The sequence below is a fragment of the Lysinibacillus mangiferihumi genome (assembly GCF_003049665.1).
In the GTDB taxonomy this organism is placed as follows: Bacteria; Bacillota; Bacilli; order Bacillales_A; family Planococcaceae; genus Lysinibacillus; species Lysinibacillus mangiferihumi.
In genome coordinates this window covers 53,139-71,641 of record NZ_PYWM01000002.1, presented here as the reverse complement: position 1 = coordinate 71,641, position 18,503 = coordinate 53,139, and the positions used below count along the sequence as shown (strand labels likewise).

Sequence of the window (18,503 nt, the reverse complement as noted above, 5' to 3'; positions counted from 1 at the left end):
ATTCTTCACCTAATTTCTATCGGTCGTTGTTTGATTTCACGACCCTTTAATTTTGTTTTTTTAACTTTAGTGGATACTGCTGATTGAATAATGGCTTGATTGAAAAGCTTATGAGCCTCTATACATGATTGTAATTCCTTATCATACACAATTTCATCTGCAACTTCAGAAATAATATCAAGTGCTACCCATTGAGGGTAACGTAATATACTAACAGATGAATAGGTAGGTGTCACTTCCATACTACGATAAAAATTAATATTGGCCATTTCTTCAATAGGGTATTTTTGCGGTTCCCATGCCGTACCGTATTTAAAATATCGAGCACGCCAATAGGCATTTTCCTGCGCAAAAATCGTACCTTCAAAAATGGCATTCACTTTCTCTGCAATACGTTCTAAATTTTTTGCTTGAATCTCCTTTGTATCACTATTTGCATAACGCCCTATACCATATATCTTTGCACTTGGTAATGTATAAGAGACTGGAAATATTGGTGGACAAGCATATCCGGCAAATGGTTGTACCCATTCACGTGCAGGAATTCCATGATCGTCAACGACAATATCTGGCGCCCATTTTTTTAAAACCATTGGTAAAACATTCGCTTCACCAAATACACTTTTTTGAAATTTCACATGAGCAAATTCTAACCCTACTGCATTGTATCTCGCAGCATGATGCTTCCATTTAGGATGCTCTTGTGTTAATGTTCTCATAATTTCATAGCCATCTGGATTCGCTAAAGGTATGACAATAATATTAATTTTGTTTAATAGTTCTTGTTGTCGAAGAATAATATCCTCTATAAGTTCTAATATTGCAGGTGTACTCGATACTTCATTTGGATGATGCCCCGCTTCAAAAACAATTGTATGCTTGTCATTAGATTTCTTGAGCCCCGAAAAAAACTCACTTGTGCTAGGTTGCATCACTTCAATAAAAGGAATTAAGTTTCCTTTATAAGATAAATCTGCATAATTCATCTTCACTTCAGCTAAATTATTAAACCTACTTAATAACTGATAAGTATCTATCATATTGAAATTCAGTCGCTGATTCACTGAAACTATTTTCTGTTCATGTCCTTTAGTCATATCAGCTCGATCAAAATGACCTTTTTCATCAAAAACGATTCGCTTCGTTACGCAGGCTTTATATTCTTCTTCATGCCATTGATACAACCTTATAAAACTTTTGATGGATTGATAGATATCTTGTTGTATGTGAATATATGGAATTATTCCGCCCGGTGCCTTATAAGGACGATTCGCAATACGGTTTCCTAAAACATTAAAATAGCCCAGTGTATTAAAATACAAGTCTTCATACAACGCCTCAAAAGATGAGTTTGCTTCTTGTTTAACGGGTAATTCTTCTTCAATTCCCGAAGAAGTAAAATCTATTTCAATTCTATCAAACAAAGGAAACAGATGCCCTTGATTGCTATTGTCTTTATCAATGGTTAATTTCTGAACTATATGTGGTAAGCATTTATTCATATAATATTTATAAAAACGTTCCCGATCAGACAATACAACTTTTTCTTGAATAAATACTCCATCTTTAAAAAGACGGTAACCTGCTGTCGTTGGATAGGTTTTTTTCTTGCTATCTACATAATCTAATTCACTAATTAGAGGGTTTAAAACATCTACTAATTGGTCATCTACATAAACACTATAAACATGTTGTTGGGAATGCGAAAGTTCAAATATGACATTTTCTTTAGGCACCCCATAATGCATTTCGATTAATTCATCTATCGGATAAAGCTCCATAATCCAGCGATTCCGTTGCTCCAAACCTTGTTCCTTTCTCCCATCTTTACATATAATTTTCACCTGCTTAAAAGGCTTTCGAATTGATGGAAGAACTTCTTCTAATAACCAATAAAGTCCTGTCTTAAATGCAGAACGTACTTTAACCGACTTTAAATTAGGTAATTTCTCCAATAAATCTAAACGATAACGCTCACGATTAACTTTTGTTGCTGTAAGATAAATCTCTGCATCTACCATGGTGTTATTTTCACCTTGTAATGCATTTAATAAATACGTAGCTTCTGATTGATCTTGCCATGACTCTTCATGTAGAAGTTGTTCTCTGGTGACTTGCTTTTCATTGAATTCCCAAACACCAAATAAACCGCCTTCTGAAGCATGTTTTTCTTTTGCAATCGTACGCAGAACATCTGGAAGATTTTCTTTAAATCCTACAATATGAATTGTATTTTGAGCAACAAGCTCCATCACATTTTCTATCCCTTGTTTAACAACAATCGACAAATGACGTGCTTCCTCGGTTACTACAGGGAAAGAAACCGAAGTAGAGTACAATCCTAAGCGCAATCCAAGATAACAAGTTTCTTTTAAAATGGTATGGCTTTTAATATCTTGTTGTAAATTTATTTGGACACTTAAATGTTGTAAAGGATGTGCCTCATCTTTTTCACCAGTACCATAGGCTGACCAAAGGTGACTTAAACTCTCATAATAAGTAGTTGGATTTATGTCACTATTATCTGATAAGCCTTCCCTCGCTATTTCACTTAACAAAGTTGATAATGCTTCTTCTGTTTCATAATAAACAACAAAAGTAGTGTTCATTTTAGTCATGTATGTTGTATGATGCTGATAAAATACCATAGAATAGTTTTGATTGGCAGGTTCAAATAAATCAAAGTCAATCTCATTAGCTTCTAAACCTAAACGTACACAAAAATCAATTAATCCTAATGGTGCAAGGTGTGGCGGCAAATCGATATATAAAGAAGGTTTTTTTACCGATAGATTCGTATTAAATAAAGTTGAAAATATAGTAGTATGCACATTATCACCTAAACTTTCATATTAGGATCTAAGCGATCACGTAACCAATCTCCTAATAAGTTAAAACCTAAAACAGTTAACATAATTGCGATACCAGGGAATACCGAAATCCACCATGCAGATGTCATATAATTTCGACTATCCGCAAGCATACCACCCCAAGATGGCACTGTAGGTTCAACTCCTAAACCTAAAAATGTTAAAGATGCCTCTAATAATATGAATTCAGCAATACACATTGTTGCTAATACTAAAATAGGCGATGCAACATTCGGCAGAATATGCTTAATAATGATTTTAAAATCTGTTCCCCCAATTGCTTTAGCAGCTTGAATATATTCCTGTTCTTTAAGAGCTAAAATTTCACCACGAATCAATCTTGCAAAACTGACCCAGTATGTAAGTCCCAAAATAACGATAATTTTCTCAATACCTGTTCCAAAAACACTCATAATAACGATAGCTAATAGAATAAATGGTAACCCTAATTGAACTTCAGCTAAGCGCATAATTAAATCGTCCAACCATTTACCAAAATAACCAGCCACAATTCCTAAAAATGTACCAAGAGTTAAAGAGATGGCAACACCACAAAGCCCAACTAAAAGTGATATGCGCGCCCCATAAATAATTCTACTTAATAAATCACGACCTACCTGATCTCCCCCCAATAAATATTGGGATTTACCAGTATCATCAATCCACTTAGGCATATCTAGGCGATGACCTAAACTAGCAGCACCAGGATCATAGGGCGCAATAGAGGGTGCAAAAATTGCACATATAATTGAAGAAAATACTAAGATTAAACCGATAATCCCTGTCGGATTGTCTTTAATAAACTGCAAAACTATACTTGTCTTTTTTGTCGTCATTGTATCTATGGCTCGGGTCATTAATTGTCACCTCTCCCTGTTCTAATTTTCGGGTTAATCAATGAATAGCATAAATCTACAATCAAATTAACTATAATCATCAATAGTGCTAAAATGATTATTCCGCCCTGTACCACTGGATAGTCTCGCTGATTAATGGAATCTACAATTAATCGACCAATGCCTGGCCAAGAAAATACTTGTTCAACTATAACCGCACCACCTAATAATCCGCCAAACTGTAAGCCAACAAATGTTACTGTAGGTAATAACGCATTTCTGAATGCATGCCTTACAATTACAAGCCATTCTCTAATTCCCTTAGCTCTTGCAGTTGTCACATATTGCATTTTAAGTACATCAAGCATCGACGTTCGTATTAAACGCACTAATATACCTGATAAAATAAGACCTAAAGCAATAGAGGGTAATATTAACGAACTAAAACTATCAAATCCTGATACAGGTAGCCATTTTAGCTTTACTGCAAAAATTAAAATTAACATAAACGCTAACCAAAAGTTTGGAAATGATATGCCAAGCAATGAGAAAATGCGTCCAAAAATATCAACCGGTTTTCCTTTATTAACCGCTGACAGAATTCCAATTGGAACGGCAATTGTCAATGCTACTGACATACCACCTAAAGCGAGAGCAATAGTAGGCCAAGCACGTTCCAATAGCAAGTCTAGAACCGGACTATTCGAGCGATACGATGTACCAAAATCAAGCATTAATAAGTCTTTCATAAAGATAAAATATTGCTCCCAAACGGGCTTATCCAAACCTAATTTCGCTGTAAGCTCATCTATCGCCTGCTGTGATGGTTCACCTGCACCGAACATAATACTTACCGGGTCTCCTGTTAAACGAATTGAGAAAAATATTATTAATGAAACAGCAATTATCACCAACACGGTATGCGATAAACGTCTCAATATATAAGAAAGCATACACCCATCCTCCTCACTTAAAATGGAAGAGATAGTAGATTGCATACTACCTCCCCCTTTTGCTACTTACTCAACAGTGACATTTTCAAATCTAAAGCGGCCATCATGTGGTGGTTGGAAATTTTTCACTCTTTTATTAACTGCATATATTTCAACTTCAGAATATAAGTTTACTTCTGTCGCATCTTCATACAATACTTCTGTCAATTCTTTGAAGATTTTTTCACGTTCTGCACTATCATTCGTGGCACGTTCCTTTGCTAATAATTGCTCTACCTCATCGTTTTTATATGATGGGTTCCAGAACTCTCCTTCGTGATACATTAAATAGGCTGTATTATCGAAATCTAAAGTCCAGCCACCCCAACCATTTTTATACATGTGGCCTGCTTCACCATTTGGTATTAACTCCGATTGGAAGGTTGTATTCTCCACACTATTAATGGACACTTTTAAACCGACTTCTTCTAAATAAAAAGCTACTGCTTGGGCTATCTCTTTAAATGTTCCATCTGTACCTGGAATAAAGAAATCTAAAGTAGTTCCCTCTGCAATTTTTGCTTCAGCAAGTAGTTTTTTTGCCTTTTCAGGATCATAAGGATATGGTTGTAAATCTTTGTTATAGCCAAAAGAAAGTTCGCTTTGGAATGAGCTAATTAAATTACCATAACCGCCTAAAATTTCTTTTACAATTGTTTCTTTATCAATTGCATAGTTAATTGCTTGACGTACACGGACATCATCTACTGGCGCTTTTGAAGTATCAAAGCGAATTGAGTACGCAGTTGGTGTTGCAACATCCATAAGAGTTATAAAGTCTGTATCCTCTGCTGATGGAGCTTGTGAAACTTCCAGACGTGTCATAATATCGATATTTCCCGTTTGTAATTCTGCTAAGGCTGTTGCCGTTTCCGGAATTACCTTAAATGTCACTTTATCTAGTTTTATTGCGTCTTTATTCCAGTAATCCTCATAACGCTCAATGACTACTTGTTTATCACGTTGATAATCTGTCATTTTGAATGGACCTGTACCAACAGGGTTCATATCAAAGTACGCTGCTCCATGTTCTTCAATATATTTTGGAGGAACAATTACAGCTCCATAACCAGATAATTTAGTTAATAAGACAGGATCAATCGAGTTAAGATGCATTGTCACTTCATACTCACCCGTTACTTCAACGCGATTAATCGATGTATAGTTTGAATATTGAGGCCCTTTTTGGCCCTCTTCTCCTAGTAAACGATCAAATGTAAATTTAACTGCTTCAGCGTTAAAAGGTTCTCCATCATGAAATGTAACACCTTGACGTAATTTGAATACAATTGTTTTATCATCAACATAGTCCCAAGACTCCGCTAAACCTGGTTGAATTTCCAAATCAAGTGAACGACTTACTAAACCTTCAAAGACAGATGTTCCAACTGTACTCCAAGCAACTAAATATGTATCGATTGGATCCCAGTTTTGTGGATCACCAGCAACACGTACGACCAACTCATTACCGCGTGTAGTCGCTGGATTTTTTCCAGACGATTTTCCATTGTTTTTATTACCATTTTCCGTTGATGTTCCACCGCTACATGCTACTAACAATAGCATTATGCATACAAGTAGCATTGTAAGCCAGTTGTATTTCTTCATAATTGTACTTCCCCCTCTGTTGTATTATTATTTATACGCCATATGGATATGGCATTGAATAACCTAATTCAGATGAAATCAAAGCAGCAGTACTCCACAATCCTTCTAGAAAAACGTTTATTTTTTCTTTAGGTAATAGTGATTCTATTCCTGCAATACTAATGGAATATTCAACTTCTTGATTACTATTAAATATTGGCACTGCTATTGATACTGTGCCTTCCTCTAATTCTGAAACACTATAGGCATATCCATTATTTTTCCCAAACTCAATATGCTCATAAATATCTTTATCTGTAACAGGTGTCCCGCTTGCATATTTTTTGCGCGGTTTTTGTAATACATTTTTAATTTTTTCTTCTGATTGGAAAGATAAAATGATTCGTGAACATGCGCCTGCGTAAAGTGGCGCCCTTCTCCCTACTCGTGTATATAATAGAACAGGTTTTAAACTTTCGATTTTTTCAATATACAGACCATCTGTATCATCCATCACAATAAGTTGAACTGCCAAATCAAATTTTTGCTGTAGCATTTTCATATACGGAATAGCAAGTGAACGAATTTCAATAGAATTAGCAGCAATGGCTCCTAATTCTATTAACTTATTCCCTAGCAAATAATAATCACTCAATACTAATTGGCTACCACTTTGAATATAAGGACGTTTTAATATCCTTAAATCCGTAAATGTCTTAAGAAATCGATGCAAGGTAGATTTAGGAATATCTGTTGCATTGGCTAGTTCATCTAAACGCCATGAAGGTTTTTCTTCTGTAAATAAAGTTAAAATATTTAAACCTTTTTCTATAGTTTTACTCATAACACTCTCTCCTCGAGCTCTTCATAAAGTAAACAAGATACTTCATGCTTGTCGCTTATACTTTTTAAAACTGGAGTCGTCACTTTGCATATTTCCATACAGTTAGGGCATCTTGTATGAAATGTACAACCAGATGGGGGATTTGCAGGATTTGGAACATCCCCTTTTAGCACGATACGTTCCTTTTCTTGCAAAGGATGAGATTTTGGTAATGCAGATAATAATGCTTTTGTATAAGGATGTTTTGGATTATTAAATAATTCATGTTTATCTGCTATTTCCACTATCTTTCCTAAATACATCACCCCAATTCGGTCACAAAAATGATGTACTACACTTAAATCATGTGAAATGAAAATATACGTAAGGTTCAATTCTTTTTTCAAGTCTTTCATAATGTTTAATACTTGAGATTGTATAGAGACATCCAGTGCTGAAACCGGCTCATCCGCAACAATTAGTTTTGGATTTGACACAAGTGCCCTTGCAATCCCAATACGCTGCCTTTGTCCCCCCGAAAATTCGTGAGGAAAACGTTCTAGTTGTTTATGTGTTAGTCCCACCTGCTTAGCAACGTCATAGACCCGTTGTTTTCTTTCTTCTTTTGTACCAATCCTAAAATTGACTAAAGGTTCTTCAATAATTTTAAAAACCTTCATTCGAGGATTAAGTGAAGCAAATGGGTCCTGGAAAATAATTTGCATTTCACGTCGTTTTTGGCGCACCTTTTTTGAACTAAGTACCGTAATATTTTCACCATTTAGTAAAATTTCACCTTCTGTTGGCGTAAAAAGCTGGATTAGTGTTTTTCCCATCGTGGACTTACCACAACCTGATTCACCAACTATCCCTAAAACTTCGCCTTGATTTACAGTGAACGAAACATCATCTACCGCTTTTAAATAATCCGTTCGTGAGCCTTTTAATGGGAAATATTTTTTTAAATGCTTTACCTCTAGTAATGGATTTGTCATTTACATTCCCCCTTCTAATTCACCATTTTCATAAATCCAACATCGTACGCTAGTACCTATATTCGTCGTAAATAAGCTCGGTTTATTTTGACATTTGTCGGTTGCAAACTCACATCGATCGAAAAATCTGCATCCTAATGGCATATCTGCTGGTGCTGGTACAACCCCATTAATTGATGATAGATATTCTTGTTCTGCATCTATATTTGGTAATGAGTTTATTAGCCCCTTTGTATATGGATGGAGAGGATGATTAAATAAATTTAACACTGTTGCTTCTTCAACAATTTCCCCAGCGTACATAACAATCACTCGCTCACAAATTTCTGCTACTACCCCAAGATCATGAGTGATTAAAATAATAGACATTTGTAGTTTTTCTTGAAGGTCTTTCATTAATTCCAATATTTGCGCCTGTATCGTCACATCCAATGCAGTCGTGGGTTCATCTGCAATTAATATTTCTGGATTGCAAGCTAATGCCATAGCAATCATGACCCGCTGTCGCATACCTCCTGACAGTTGATGAGGATATTCATTTACTACTCTTTCTGGACGAGGGATTCCAACAAGTCGTATCATGTCAACCGCACGCTCATGAGCTTCTTTTTTAGAAATACTTTCATGGCTAAGAATCATTTCAACAATTTGAGACCCAACTTTATAGACTGGATTTAACGAACTCATTGGTTCTTGAAAAATCATTGAAATTTTTTTACCTCGAATCTTCCGCCAGTCCTTTTTTAAGTTTTTATTAATTTGTATTTGATCTATGTAAATATCGCCGTTTTGCCAATCGACACCACTAGGTAACAACCCCATAAGTGAAAGTGAAGTCATACTTTTTCCACACCCTGATTCACCAACAATTCCTAAAGTTTTTCCTTTTTCAAGTTGTAACGATATGCCGTTCACAATTGCAATTTCTTTTTTGTCGTGTTTAAAACCAATTTTCAAATCTTTTACTTCAAGAATATTAACTCCCATTTTTAACCTCCGTTCCAAAATATGAAATGTAATTTCATTTTTTAAAATATTACAAAAAATAATTCTCTATTTCAACAGTTTTCAGAAAAAAATAAATTTTTAATATAGTTAAATTATTCTGTTATAATGTCATTTCATTAAACTGTATCCAGCTATTAATTGGGGTAATCACAAATATATGCAGGCAAAATTAAAAGACCAGAGTCTGATAGAATTCAAAACTCTGGTCTTATAGAATTGTTTAAATTATTTCCCTACATTGATTAGGTTAGATTAACTTTTCATCACTAGTATAATCTCCAAATGATTCATATATTGAAGAAGGTTGAAAAACAATTTTTTTATTTTTTATTTCACTTATCACTTTTTCCGTTAATCTTAGTCCTATTTCATTATGTTGTTTTTCTAGATTCTCACCTCCAACAATTAAGCTATCAGAGTCCACATTTATCCAAGCTCCATAATCATTTATCCATGATCTTAACTGTATCTTTAAAGAATCAGAAATCTCCATTTTATCCATATCCAAATTAAAGCCACAAACCTTACACCATAATGGATCAGCACCAATATCTGCTTCCACTTTTATTTGCACAAGTTCCTTGCAATTACATAATGAACCCATAAATTCCACTCCCGAAAAATGTGCATAAAATATATAATCTAAAGAGATTCAAGAGTATGACACAAGTCATACTCTTGAATTAAATATTAATGTACTGTAAAAACGATTGAAAATCAGTACCACAAACTATAGTACTATTAATTTAAATGTGCAGTCGCCTGCTTCATAACGTATTTCCCTACTCCAATATAAATTGCTAATGTTGCTCCAATGAAAACGAATGTCATTGCTGACCGCTCCTTTTCTTATTATTATGTACACTATAGCACAAATTCGTTGATTTTGAAAATCATTCTCATTAATATAATATAAATTTCATCCGATTTCGTCAAGACATACTTTCATCTTACCCTTTCAGCATGGTAAGATGTAGAAAAGTCGGAAAAAGGATGCGGTAATGATGAGTAATTCGAAGTACTTTCAAACTATTTTAAACGGGACAATCCATGCATTAAAAACAATCCTACCTATGGACATCCAAGTGAAAGCGCCAAGTATTATTTCTGAGCCCTTTCAACAACAGCAAATGGGTGTATTAATTGGCCTAATTGGAGATGTAAAGGGACGTGTAATTATAGATTCCTCCCCTGAAGTATTTAGCGGTATCGGCAGTACAATGTTTGGTATGCCATTAGAAGGAGAAATGCTAGAATCCTTCACTGGTGAATTTGGCAATATGATTGCAGGTAATTTATGTACAGCAGTAGGACAGGAAAATTTAGAAATTGATATTACACCACCTACTGTTATGGTCGGTAACACAAAACTTTATGGCTTTGAAAAAGCATTTGTTCTACCTGTTACGATTCCCAACATTGGTGCACTTACGGTATTACTGACGATTGAAGAAGAAGTCATCACAAGTTAACCGTGGCTCTTTCAAACGATACATTCTATGTAACTACAGCTAGTATTTATGAATACGCTTTGTTACACGCATAAAAAGGAGTTGGCTTATGTTAGAGCCAACTCCTTTCGCATTTCAATATTTCACATTTTTTTCACACATTCTACTTGAATGTGTGATTTTTTTCACATCAAATTGAATTGAATTTTAATATTATGACTTTAAGAAAGCACTATGAAAGCTTAGGAGGGAGTAAGAATGGCTAATAATAAAAAACCAGAAGATAATCTAAAAGGTTCACTTTATGGCGTGTTCGGAGTAGGCTTTATCATTATTTTAATTTGGATTTACTGCTTCAATTTATTTATGGACCGCTTTTAATTTCCTTAGTAAAAGGCACTATTTCATTAGCATGATGTAAGTAATACAACAGAGGAGGACAACAGAGATATGCATATACATAAATATGAGAAGTACTGGTTGGTATTTGGCGTAGCTACGTTAGTTGCATTTCTTATTATTCTTGGTATCGGTGCATTCCATCAAGGCTCACATCCGAACAGTAATAAGAAAACCATCGATTATGAAAAAGTAAAAGAAATTGCACCATTTACAAATCCAGGTGTACACAAAGTGGAAGGAAAGGATTGGGATTATGAGGTGGTTATTTTAGCATCTGCTTTCTTTTACAATCCACCTGAAATTGAAGTACCACTTGGTTCAAAAGTAAAATTTATCGCAACAAGTGAAGACGTGATTCATGGGTTTGAAATTGCAGGCACTAATATTAACATGATGCTTGAACCTGGATATATTTCTGAATATGTAGCTGAAATCAATCAAACTGGTGAATTTTTAATAGTATGTAATGAATACTGCGGTACAGGACATACGCTTATGCATTCTATGCTAAAGGTGGTGGATCCAAATGAGTCTAAATAACGCTATGACAAAGGTGGATCGTCGTGATGCGAAACTAGCGCTTGCCCATGTTTATGTGGCATTTATCGCATTATTATTAGGTGGTCTCGCCGGTTTATTACAAGTATTTGTACGTTCAGGTCAATTCAAATTGCCAGCTGGTATTGGCTATTATCAAGTATTAACAGTTCATGGTGTTTTACTCGGTCTTATTTTAACAACGTTCTTTATATTCGGTTTTCAAATCGCAGGTGTTAGTCGTACATCTGGTACTTTTACAGATAAACAGCGCTTACTTGGATGGATTGGTTTTTGGTTAATGACGATCGGTACAGTTGCGGCTGCAGTCATGGTGTTATTAAATAAAGCAACTGTCCTTTATACATTTTACGCACCATTGCAAGCGCACTGGATTTTTTATCTCGGTTTAACACTCGTAGTTGTTGGCTCTTGGATTGGTTCGGCAGGACAAATTTCACGCTATGTTCAGTGGCGCAAAGAACATAAAGGCCAAACGTCCCCCCTACTATCTTTTATGGTAGTAGTCAATAATTTACTGTGGTTCGTTGCTTCTTTAGGTGTAGCCGTTTCCGTTTTATTCCAACTGTTACCATGGTCACTTGGTCTTATTGAACGCGTAGATGTATTACTTTCTCGTACACTTTTCTGGTATTTCGGCCATGCGCTCGTTTACTTCTGGTTATTGCCAGCCTATATGGTGTGGTATGTAGTCATTCCTAAAGTCATTGGCGGAAAAGTTTTCTCTGACTCATTAGCTCGCTTATCATTCATGCTGTTTTTAATTTTCTCAGTACCGGTTGGTTTACATCACCAATTAACAGAGCCTGGTATTGATACAACATGGAAATTTATTCAAGTAGTGTTAACAATGGCAGTTGTTGTGCCTTCCTTAATGACCGCCTTCTCTTTATTCGCAACGTTTGAATTACGTGGTCGTGAGCTTGGTGGTAAAGGGCTTTTCGGTTGGTTTAAAAAATTACCTTGGAAAGATGCACGTTTTATCGTTCCATTTATCGGTATGCTTGCTTTCATTCCTGGTGGTGCCGGTGGTATTGTCAATGCATCTTACCAGATGAACCAACTTATTCATAATACTATTTGGGTTACAGGGCACTTCCATTTAACATTTGCAAGTGCAGTTGTTTTAACATACTTTGGGGCAGCATTCTGGTTAATCCCTCATTTAACAGGTCGTAAACTGACAAAGTCATTAAATTCGCTTGGTATTGTTTCTGGCGTTTTATGGGCAGTAGGTATGACAATCATGTCAACAGCCATGCATATTGCGGGATTACTCGGTGCTCCACGTCGCTCTGACTATTCAGAATATGGCGGTGCACAACAAGCATATGATTGGATTCCCTATCAAATTGCGCAAGCGGTTGGTGGTACCATTTTATTTATTGCGATTTTAGTTATTACGTATATCGTGATTAAGCTAGCTTGGTTTGCACCAAAAGGCGAAGAGGAATTCCCAATTGCTTCAATTCATGAAAGCAGTGGTCCAACACCACCCATGCTTGAAAACTTTAAAGTATGGCTGGTCATTTTAGTAGCGTTAATCATTTTCGCTTACACAATTCCAATCTTTGATATTATTTCAAATTCACCAGCAGGCTCAAAAGGCTTTAAGTTCTGGTAAAATGTTTTAAAAACAAGCGATTTCTCGTAATTGAGAAATCGCTTGTTGTTTATAGCTGATACAATTTTGTATATTTTTCTTGTAAGTAGTTTGCAAGATACTTGGCATTTAAGCCTTCCCCTGTCGCATCTTGTAGTAGCTCGAACGGCTTTTTCAGCGCACCGTATTGATGTACTTTCTCTGTTAGCCACTCGCGAATTGGAAGGAGCTCACCTTTTGCGAGTAAGTCATCAAAGTTTGGAAGATCTTGATCCATCGCATGCTTCCATTGTGCCGCATAAATCATCCCTAAAGCATAAGATGGGAAGTAACCAAACATCCCCCCTGCCCAGTGTACGTCTTGTAAAACGCCTTTGGCATCGTTGTCAGGTCGAATGCCTAAATATTCCTCATACTTCGCATTCCACACTTCTGGAAGGTCTTTTGCTTGTAAATCCCCATTGAACAAATCACGTTCAATTTCGTAACGAATCATAATATGAAGTGGATAGGTTAACTCGTCTGCTTCAATGCGAATTAGTGATGGCTCTACCATATTAATAGCACGCAGAAAATCATTTAACGGAACATCTCCAAACTGTGCTGGTGAATGCTTTTGCAAGCGCTCATAGTTGTGCGCCCAGAACTTTTCATTGCGACCGACCAGATTTTCATAGAATAGTGACTGCGATTCATGGATGCCTGTCGATGTCCCAGTTGCTAATAGTGTACCGGCAAGCTTGGCATCAATATTTTGCTCATACATCGCATGACCACATTCATGAATCGTACCAAAGATCGCAGAACGGAAATCATGCTCGTCATATTTCGTTGTAATACGCGCATCTCCATGATTAATGCCAATCATAAATGGATGGACACTTTCATCTAAGCGACCTGCGTCAAAATCATAGCCAAGCTGCGTTAGCATCTCTAATGACAATGCTCGCTGTGCCTCTTTCGGAAATTGTTTAAATAACATCGTTGTATCTGGCTTATTTGGAGAAGCTGCGATTTTTTGGACAAGCGCCACAATCGTTTCACGTAATTCGCCAAATACTTGATCTAACACCTCCGTCGTCATATCTGGTTCGTATAAATCGAGTAACGTATTGTATGTAGAACCGTTTTTAACGCCCCAATATTGTATAAATTTCTTTTGCCATTCAATGATTTGCTCTAGATAAGGTAAAAATTGCGCAAAATCATTTGTCGCTTTTGCTTCTTCCCAAACTGTTTCCGCTTTCGCTTGTAAAATAACATATTCTTTATATTCTTCAGCGGGAATTTTCTTATTTTGATCGTAATTTTTGCGTACTTCCTCGACTAAACGGCGTGTTACATAGTCCAGTTCTGTGTTTTGTGCCTCTAAAGCCGTCAGTAGTCCCCCTAATTGCTCACTTGTTTGCATGTCAAACAAGGAGGCTGATAATGTGCCAACTACTTCTGAACGCTGCGCTACCCCTTTCTTAGGTGCACCAGTACGCATATCCCAATAGATTACCCCCAATGCTTCCTGATAGTGCTGCATTTTTTTCACATAGTCTGTAAATTGCTGTACAGTCATATCCAATCATCCTCCTTTTTTACGTTACTAGTTTAGCATATTTCTGTATATTTGAGTGCCAGTCACTAAAACAAATCTGATAATTCAGAATCCTCGCACTACCAACATGTAGCCTTTTGTGGAATGCGCATCTCCCATGTCTTATCAGCGATTGCGCAAATTATCATTAGTAATCTTTAGGCTTAAAAGCAAAGAACTCCCTTCTATTTGAAGGGAGCATTTATTTTAAAATGGGGTTTTCAACTAGTTTTATGCTCGGTTTCCAATCAAACATATTGTAAAGCAGACATATAACGTTGGGGAAACGCTATTTGTCTTCAAAGATACTAGTTAAATGTTTTGGCAAATTTGTAATACTTGCTTAACGGCTTGTGCTGATTGATTGAGCGCCGTTTGTTCTTCCTGTGTAAGGTGCAATTCAATGACCGATTCAATGCCATTACCGCCTAAAATCGTCGGTACACCTAAAAATAATTCATGGTAGCCGTACTCTCCTTCTAACAGGGCAATGGAAGGAATAATTTTCCGTTGATCTTTCATAATGATTTCCACCATGTGCGCACAGGCAGCAGCTGGCGCATAATAAGCACTACCATTGCCCAATAAGCCTACAATTTCACCTCCGCCTTTACGTGTACGTTCGACGATTTGTTGTAGTCTATCTTGGGGAATAAGTTTTTCTAACGGGATGCCTCCTGCATAGGAATAACGGATTAATGGCACCATGTCATCACCATGTCCACCTAATACAAATCCTGATACATCTTCGGGTGCAATTTGTAACTCTTGTGCTACAAATGCATTAAAGCGTGCGGTATCTAATACACCGGATTGCCCGATAATACGATTTTTAGGAAATCCTGTTTCTTTATAACATACATACGTCATCGCATCTACTGGATTGCTTAATACAAGCACAATGCTATCAGGTGCATAGTGTTTAATTTGTCTCGAAACTTGTTGAATAATTTTCGCATTTGTCGTCACTAAATCATCTCTGCTCATCCCAGGTTTACGTGGAATACCGGCTGTAATAATAACGATAGATGCTCCTGCAATATCTTCATAATTACTTGTTCCTTGGATCGACACATTAAATTTTTCAATCGGTCCTGTTTGTAATAAATCCAGTGCTTTCCCTTTTGTTGGATTTTCAGCTTCTGGAATATCTAGCAACACAACATCGCCTAATTCCTTTTGTGCGAGGAATAAACTCAATGTTGCACCCGTGTGACCGGCTCCAATAACAGCAATTTTATTTTTGCGAAATGCCATTATGCTTCACCTCAATTGTCCGTAGTTGCTGCTTCTGTTGTTTTTTTAGCACGTGCCGGTGTTGAGACCGTTTTTTTCTTTGGCGTCTCTGGTCCTTTAATCATATTGAAAACATCTTCGTCTGGTCTAGGAATGACGTGTGCGCCTAATAATTCTCCAACGCGTTTTGCCGCCTCTTTACCAGCATCGACTGCTGCTTGTACTGAGCCAACATCGCCTGTTACGACGACTGTTACAATACCACCATCGACAAATTCTTGTTTAACAATCGTGACATCAGATGCTTTAATCATCGCATCCGCAGCCTCATAAGACCCCACTAATCCCTTTGTTTCAATCATGCCAATTGCGCTACTCATTGTCTTCACCTCGCATTACATCTGTAGAGTCTATAATTCCGATTACAACTGCATCAATAGGGAGGGGATTGTCCTTCATAATATAACGGGAAGACCCTCCACTCGTAATCAGTACATCATCACCAATCCCTGCACCGATGCGATCAGCTGCTACTATTTCCGTACGAATTGGCTGTTGGTTGGAATCAATTGGTTGGATAATTAATAGTTTTAAGCCATTTAACCCTTCTTCCTTACGTGTTGCCCATACGCTGCCAATCACTCTTCCCATCTGCATAAACTCACCCTCTTTAGGTTGTCTGGATAATACTTATTATTCAGAGCGAATCGTTATTTTTTTATTCAGCTCTCGTATTTTGTCATAAGCTAATGCTGTCACGATGGTTCTTTTGGGCACGACAATTTCTTGAGCTTCGATTTCCAGCACATCTACCTGTGAAAGTAGCTTTTTTTCAAAGTGATAGATAGATTGTTTTGCAGGCGCTTGCTTTGAGACTAGTGGCATTTCCTTTACAGTCAAAGGTTCCATCACTTGTCCATTAACAATTTCTGCAAAAGCACCTTGCTGAATTAAGCCTGCATTTGCTTCATCCGTATCAATATGCATTTCCAAACGATAGCGCTCAGATACACGAATCATCACATTGGATAAAATAATCGGTCGTAGTCCTTGCACTTTGATTTGTACGGACTGCCCATCTACTACTTGGAATCTTTCGCTATCTGCAGGGGACATATGAATATGCGCTTGTGCAATAATAAGACCTTCTGGCAAAACAACACTACCTTTCGGACCAATTAACGTCACAGGGCTAGAGTCTTTAATATCCCCAGATATTCTTAATGGCGGCTTGACGCCGAGTTTCATCGCATCTGTCCAACTCACTTCTACTTGTGTTAACGTTCGGGCTGGACCTAATATGCGAACTCTTTCAATAGAACCTTTTGGTCCTGCAATGACGACCGTTTCTTCTGCAGCAAATTGTCCTGGCTGCGAAAGCTCAAACTTCGGCGTTAATTGATAGTTTTCTCCAAAAAGCTGCTCCACTTCTGCCTGTGCAAGATGTACATGTCGCGCGGATACGCCGATTGGAATTTTACCGTCATCTGGGCGGGAAGGCTGATTTTTTAATACTTGCTGTAAAACTTCTTCGACGATTTTTTGCACTAATTGTTCTTGCATCAAACCTCCTCCTTACGAACATGACTTCACAATTCTTCCTTGTGCTTGTTGTGCAATAAAGCCCGCATTGGCCTCATCTGTATCAATATGCATTTCTAAGCTAAAATTATTTGAGACACGTACTACTACAGCACGAAATGTTACAGGTCTTTCACTGTCAACTTCTACAGAGACGATTTCATTATTGTGTACTTCCAATGCTTTCGCATCTTCTTCTGTCATATGAATATGGGCCTGTGCAATAATGACTCCTTGCTCGATTAACACTTCTCGTTGTTGATGGATAAGTTTAATACTAGCTGAATTTTCGATATCTCCCGATTGTCTTAGGGGAGGGTTTAAACCTAGTTTCATCGCATCTGTTCGACTTATTTCCACTTGCGTTGCTGCCCTTACAGGTCCTAATACACGCACATTGTGAATGACTCCTTTTGGTCCCTCAATGGAGACACGCTCTTTTGCTGCAAACTGCCCTGGTTGCGAAAGGTCAAAATCCTTTGTCAACGTAGCGTTTGGACCAAATAGTGCTTGTAAATCTTTTTCACTTACATGTATATGACGGGCTGAAATGGCAACTGGAAATGCTTGTGATTTTATATTCAAGTTAGCCACCTCTAAATCTAGTAACTGATTTTTTTACTGTTGATAGTAGGCATTCATCACATTAATTTACAAGCGATGAATGCCTCTTCAGTCGTGTAATTAAGCTTCTGCTTTTGGTAAAATTAATTCTAATTCGTTATGAGGGCGTGGAATTACATGCACAGATAGCAATTCTCCAACACGTTGAGCTGCTGCTGCACCTGCATCCGTTGCTGCTTTTACTGCACCTACATCGCCACGAACCAAGACAGTAACAATTCCGCCACCAACATGGACTTTCCCTACTAAATTGACACTTGCCGCTTTGACCATTGCATCCGCCGCTTCAATTGCTCCTACAAGACCTTTTGTTTCTACCATTCCTAATGCTGTACTCATTTGTCATTCCTCC

19 protein-coding genes are annotated in these 18,503 nt (G+C 37.1%); 4 read left to right on the top strand and 15 right to left on the bottom strand.

Annotated features, from left to right (window positions below):
* Positions 1-5 precede the first annotated feature (5 nt).
* The 8 genes from C9J37_RS02355 to C9J37_RS02320 all read right to left on the bottom strand — a co-directional run bounded on the left by C9J37_RS02355 (position 6) and on the right by C9J37_RS02320 (position 9,715).
* Complete coding sequence (locus C9J37_RS02355) at positions 6-2,831, bottom strand: M14 family metallopeptidase (protein WP_107894081.1); 2,826 nt, start codon at positions 2,829-2,831, stop codon at positions 6-8.
* An 8-nt stretch (positions 2,832-2,839) separates the two neighbouring features.
* Positions 2,840-3,727 (bottom strand): ABC transporter permease, encoded by an 888-nt coding sequence (locus C9J37_RS02350; protein WP_107894080.1) that lies wholly within the window; start codon positions 3,725-3,727, stop codon positions 2,840-2,842.
* Positions 3,727-4,659: a nickel ABC transporter permease gene (gene nikB, locus C9J37_RS02345; protein ID WP_107894297.1), complete on the bottom strand. Its 933-nt coding sequence runs from the start codon at positions 4,657-4,659 to the stop codon at positions 3,727-3,729. Before nikB ends, C9J37_RS02350 begins: the two co-directional genes overlap by 1 nt.
* A 66-nt stretch (positions 4,660-4,725) precedes the next feature.
* Entirely contained in the window at positions 4,726-6,306 is a 1,581-nt protein-coding gene (locus C9J37_RS02340; protein WP_107894079.1) for an ABC transporter substrate-binding protein, read from the bottom strand.
* A 31-nt stretch (positions 6,307-6,337) separates the two neighbouring features.
* The gene (locus C9J37_RS02335; RefSeq protein ID WP_107894078.1) at positions 6,338-7,129 is read right to left on the bottom strand and encodes an IclR family transcriptional regulator; all 792 of its coding nucleotides are present in this window, start codon (positions 7,127-7,129) and stop codon (positions 6,338-6,340) included.
* Positions 7,126-8,103 (bottom strand): ABC transporter ATP-binding protein, encoded by a 978-nt coding sequence (locus tag C9J37_RS02330; protein ID WP_107894077.1) that lies wholly within the window; start codon positions 8,101-8,103, stop codon positions 7,126-7,128. The genes C9J37_RS02335 and C9J37_RS02330 overlap by 4 nt, the downstream gene beginning before the upstream one ends.
* Positions 8,104-9,090, bottom strand: coding sequence for an ABC transporter ATP-binding protein (locus C9J37_RS02325; RefSeq protein WP_107894076.1), 987 nt, complete (start codon positions 9,088-9,090; stop codon positions 8,104-8,106).
* Between the two features lie 268 nt (positions 9,091-9,358).
* Positions 9,359-9,715 carry an immunity protein CdiI family protein gene (locus C9J37_RS02320; protein WP_107894075.1) on the bottom strand — a complete coding sequence of 119 codons (357 nt, stop codon included), beginning with the start codon at positions 9,713-9,715 and terminating at the stop codon, positions 9,359-9,361.
* 400 nt (positions 9,716-10,115) lie between these two features.
* On the opposite strand from C9J37_RS02320, the gene C9J37_RS02315 reads away from it, so the two are divergent.
* The 4 genes from C9J37_RS02315 (at position 10,116) to C9J37_RS02305 (ending at position 13,146) form a co-directional block, all read left to right on the top strand.
* The gene (locus C9J37_RS02315) at positions 10,116-10,583 is read left to right on the top strand and encodes a chemotaxis protein CheX (RefSeq protein WP_024363397.1); all 468 of its coding nucleotides are present in this window, start codon (positions 10,116-10,118) and stop codon (positions 10,581-10,583) included.
* 237 nt (positions 10,584-10,820) lie between these two features.
* Entirely contained in the window at positions 10,821-10,943 is a 123-nt protein-coding gene (locus C9J37_RS29360) for a hypothetical protein (protein WP_255313800.1), read from the top strand.
* Positions 10,944-11,012: 69 nt separating this feature from the next.
* A complete protein-coding gene (locus tag C9J37_RS02310) occupies positions 11,013-11,504 on the top strand; it encodes a cupredoxin domain-containing protein (RefSeq protein ID WP_024363396.1) in 492 nt (163 codons plus the stop codon).
* Complete coding sequence (locus C9J37_RS02305) at positions 11,491-13,146, top strand: b(o/a)3-type cytochrome-c oxidase subunit 1 (RefSeq protein ID WP_107894074.1); 1,656 nt, start codon at positions 11,491-11,493, stop codon at positions 13,144-13,146. The genes C9J37_RS02310 and C9J37_RS02305 overlap by 14 nt, the downstream gene beginning before the upstream one ends.
* 49 nt (positions 13,147-13,195) lie before the next feature.
* Here the strand turns inward: C9J37_RS02305 and C9J37_RS02300 are convergent, their stop codons facing one another.
* The 7 genes from C9J37_RS02300 to C9J37_RS02270 all read right to left on the bottom strand — a co-directional run bounded on the left by C9J37_RS02300 (position 13,196) and on the right by C9J37_RS02270 (position 18,490).
* Entirely contained in the window at positions 13,196-14,692 is a 1,497-nt protein-coding gene (locus tag C9J37_RS02300; protein WP_107894073.1) for a carboxypeptidase M32, read from the bottom strand.
* 330 nt (positions 14,693-15,022) lie between these two features.
* A complete protein-coding gene (mdh, locus tag C9J37_RS02295; RefSeq protein WP_107894072.1) occupies positions 15,023-15,967 on the bottom strand; it encodes a malate dehydrogenase in 945 nt (314 codons plus the stop codon).
* Positions 15,968-15,978: 11 nt separating this feature from the next.
* A complete protein-coding gene (locus C9J37_RS02290; protein WP_107894071.1) occupies positions 15,979-16,326 on the bottom strand; it encodes a BMC domain-containing protein in 348 nt (115 codons plus the stop codon).
* Positions 16,319-16,603, bottom strand: a complete 285-nt coding sequence (locus tag C9J37_RS02285) for a EutN/CcmL family microcompartment protein (RefSeq protein WP_024363391.1) — start codon at positions 16,601-16,603, stop codon at positions 16,319-16,321. The genes C9J37_RS02290 and C9J37_RS02285 overlap by 8 nt, the downstream gene beginning before the upstream one ends.
* Positions 16,604-16,639: 36 nt before the next feature.
* The gene (gene pduL / locus C9J37_RS02280) at positions 16,640-17,509 is read right to left on the bottom strand and encodes a phosphate propanoyltransferase (protein WP_107894070.1); all 870 of its coding nucleotides are present in this window, start codon (positions 17,507-17,509) and stop codon (positions 16,640-16,642) included.
* 12 nt (positions 17,510-17,521) lie between these two features.
* Positions 17,522-18,112, bottom strand: a complete 591-nt coding sequence (locus C9J37_RS02275) for a phosphate propanoyltransferase (RefSeq protein WP_107894069.1) — start codon at positions 18,110-18,112, stop codon at positions 17,522-17,524.
* 99 nt (positions 18,113-18,211) lie between these two features.
* The gene (locus tag C9J37_RS02270) at positions 18,212-18,490 is read right to left on the bottom strand and encodes a BMC domain-containing protein (protein ID WP_024363388.1); all 279 of its coding nucleotides are present in this window, start codon (positions 18,488-18,490) and stop codon (positions 18,212-18,214) included.
* Between the last annotated feature and the right edge of the window lie 13 nt (positions 18,491-18,503).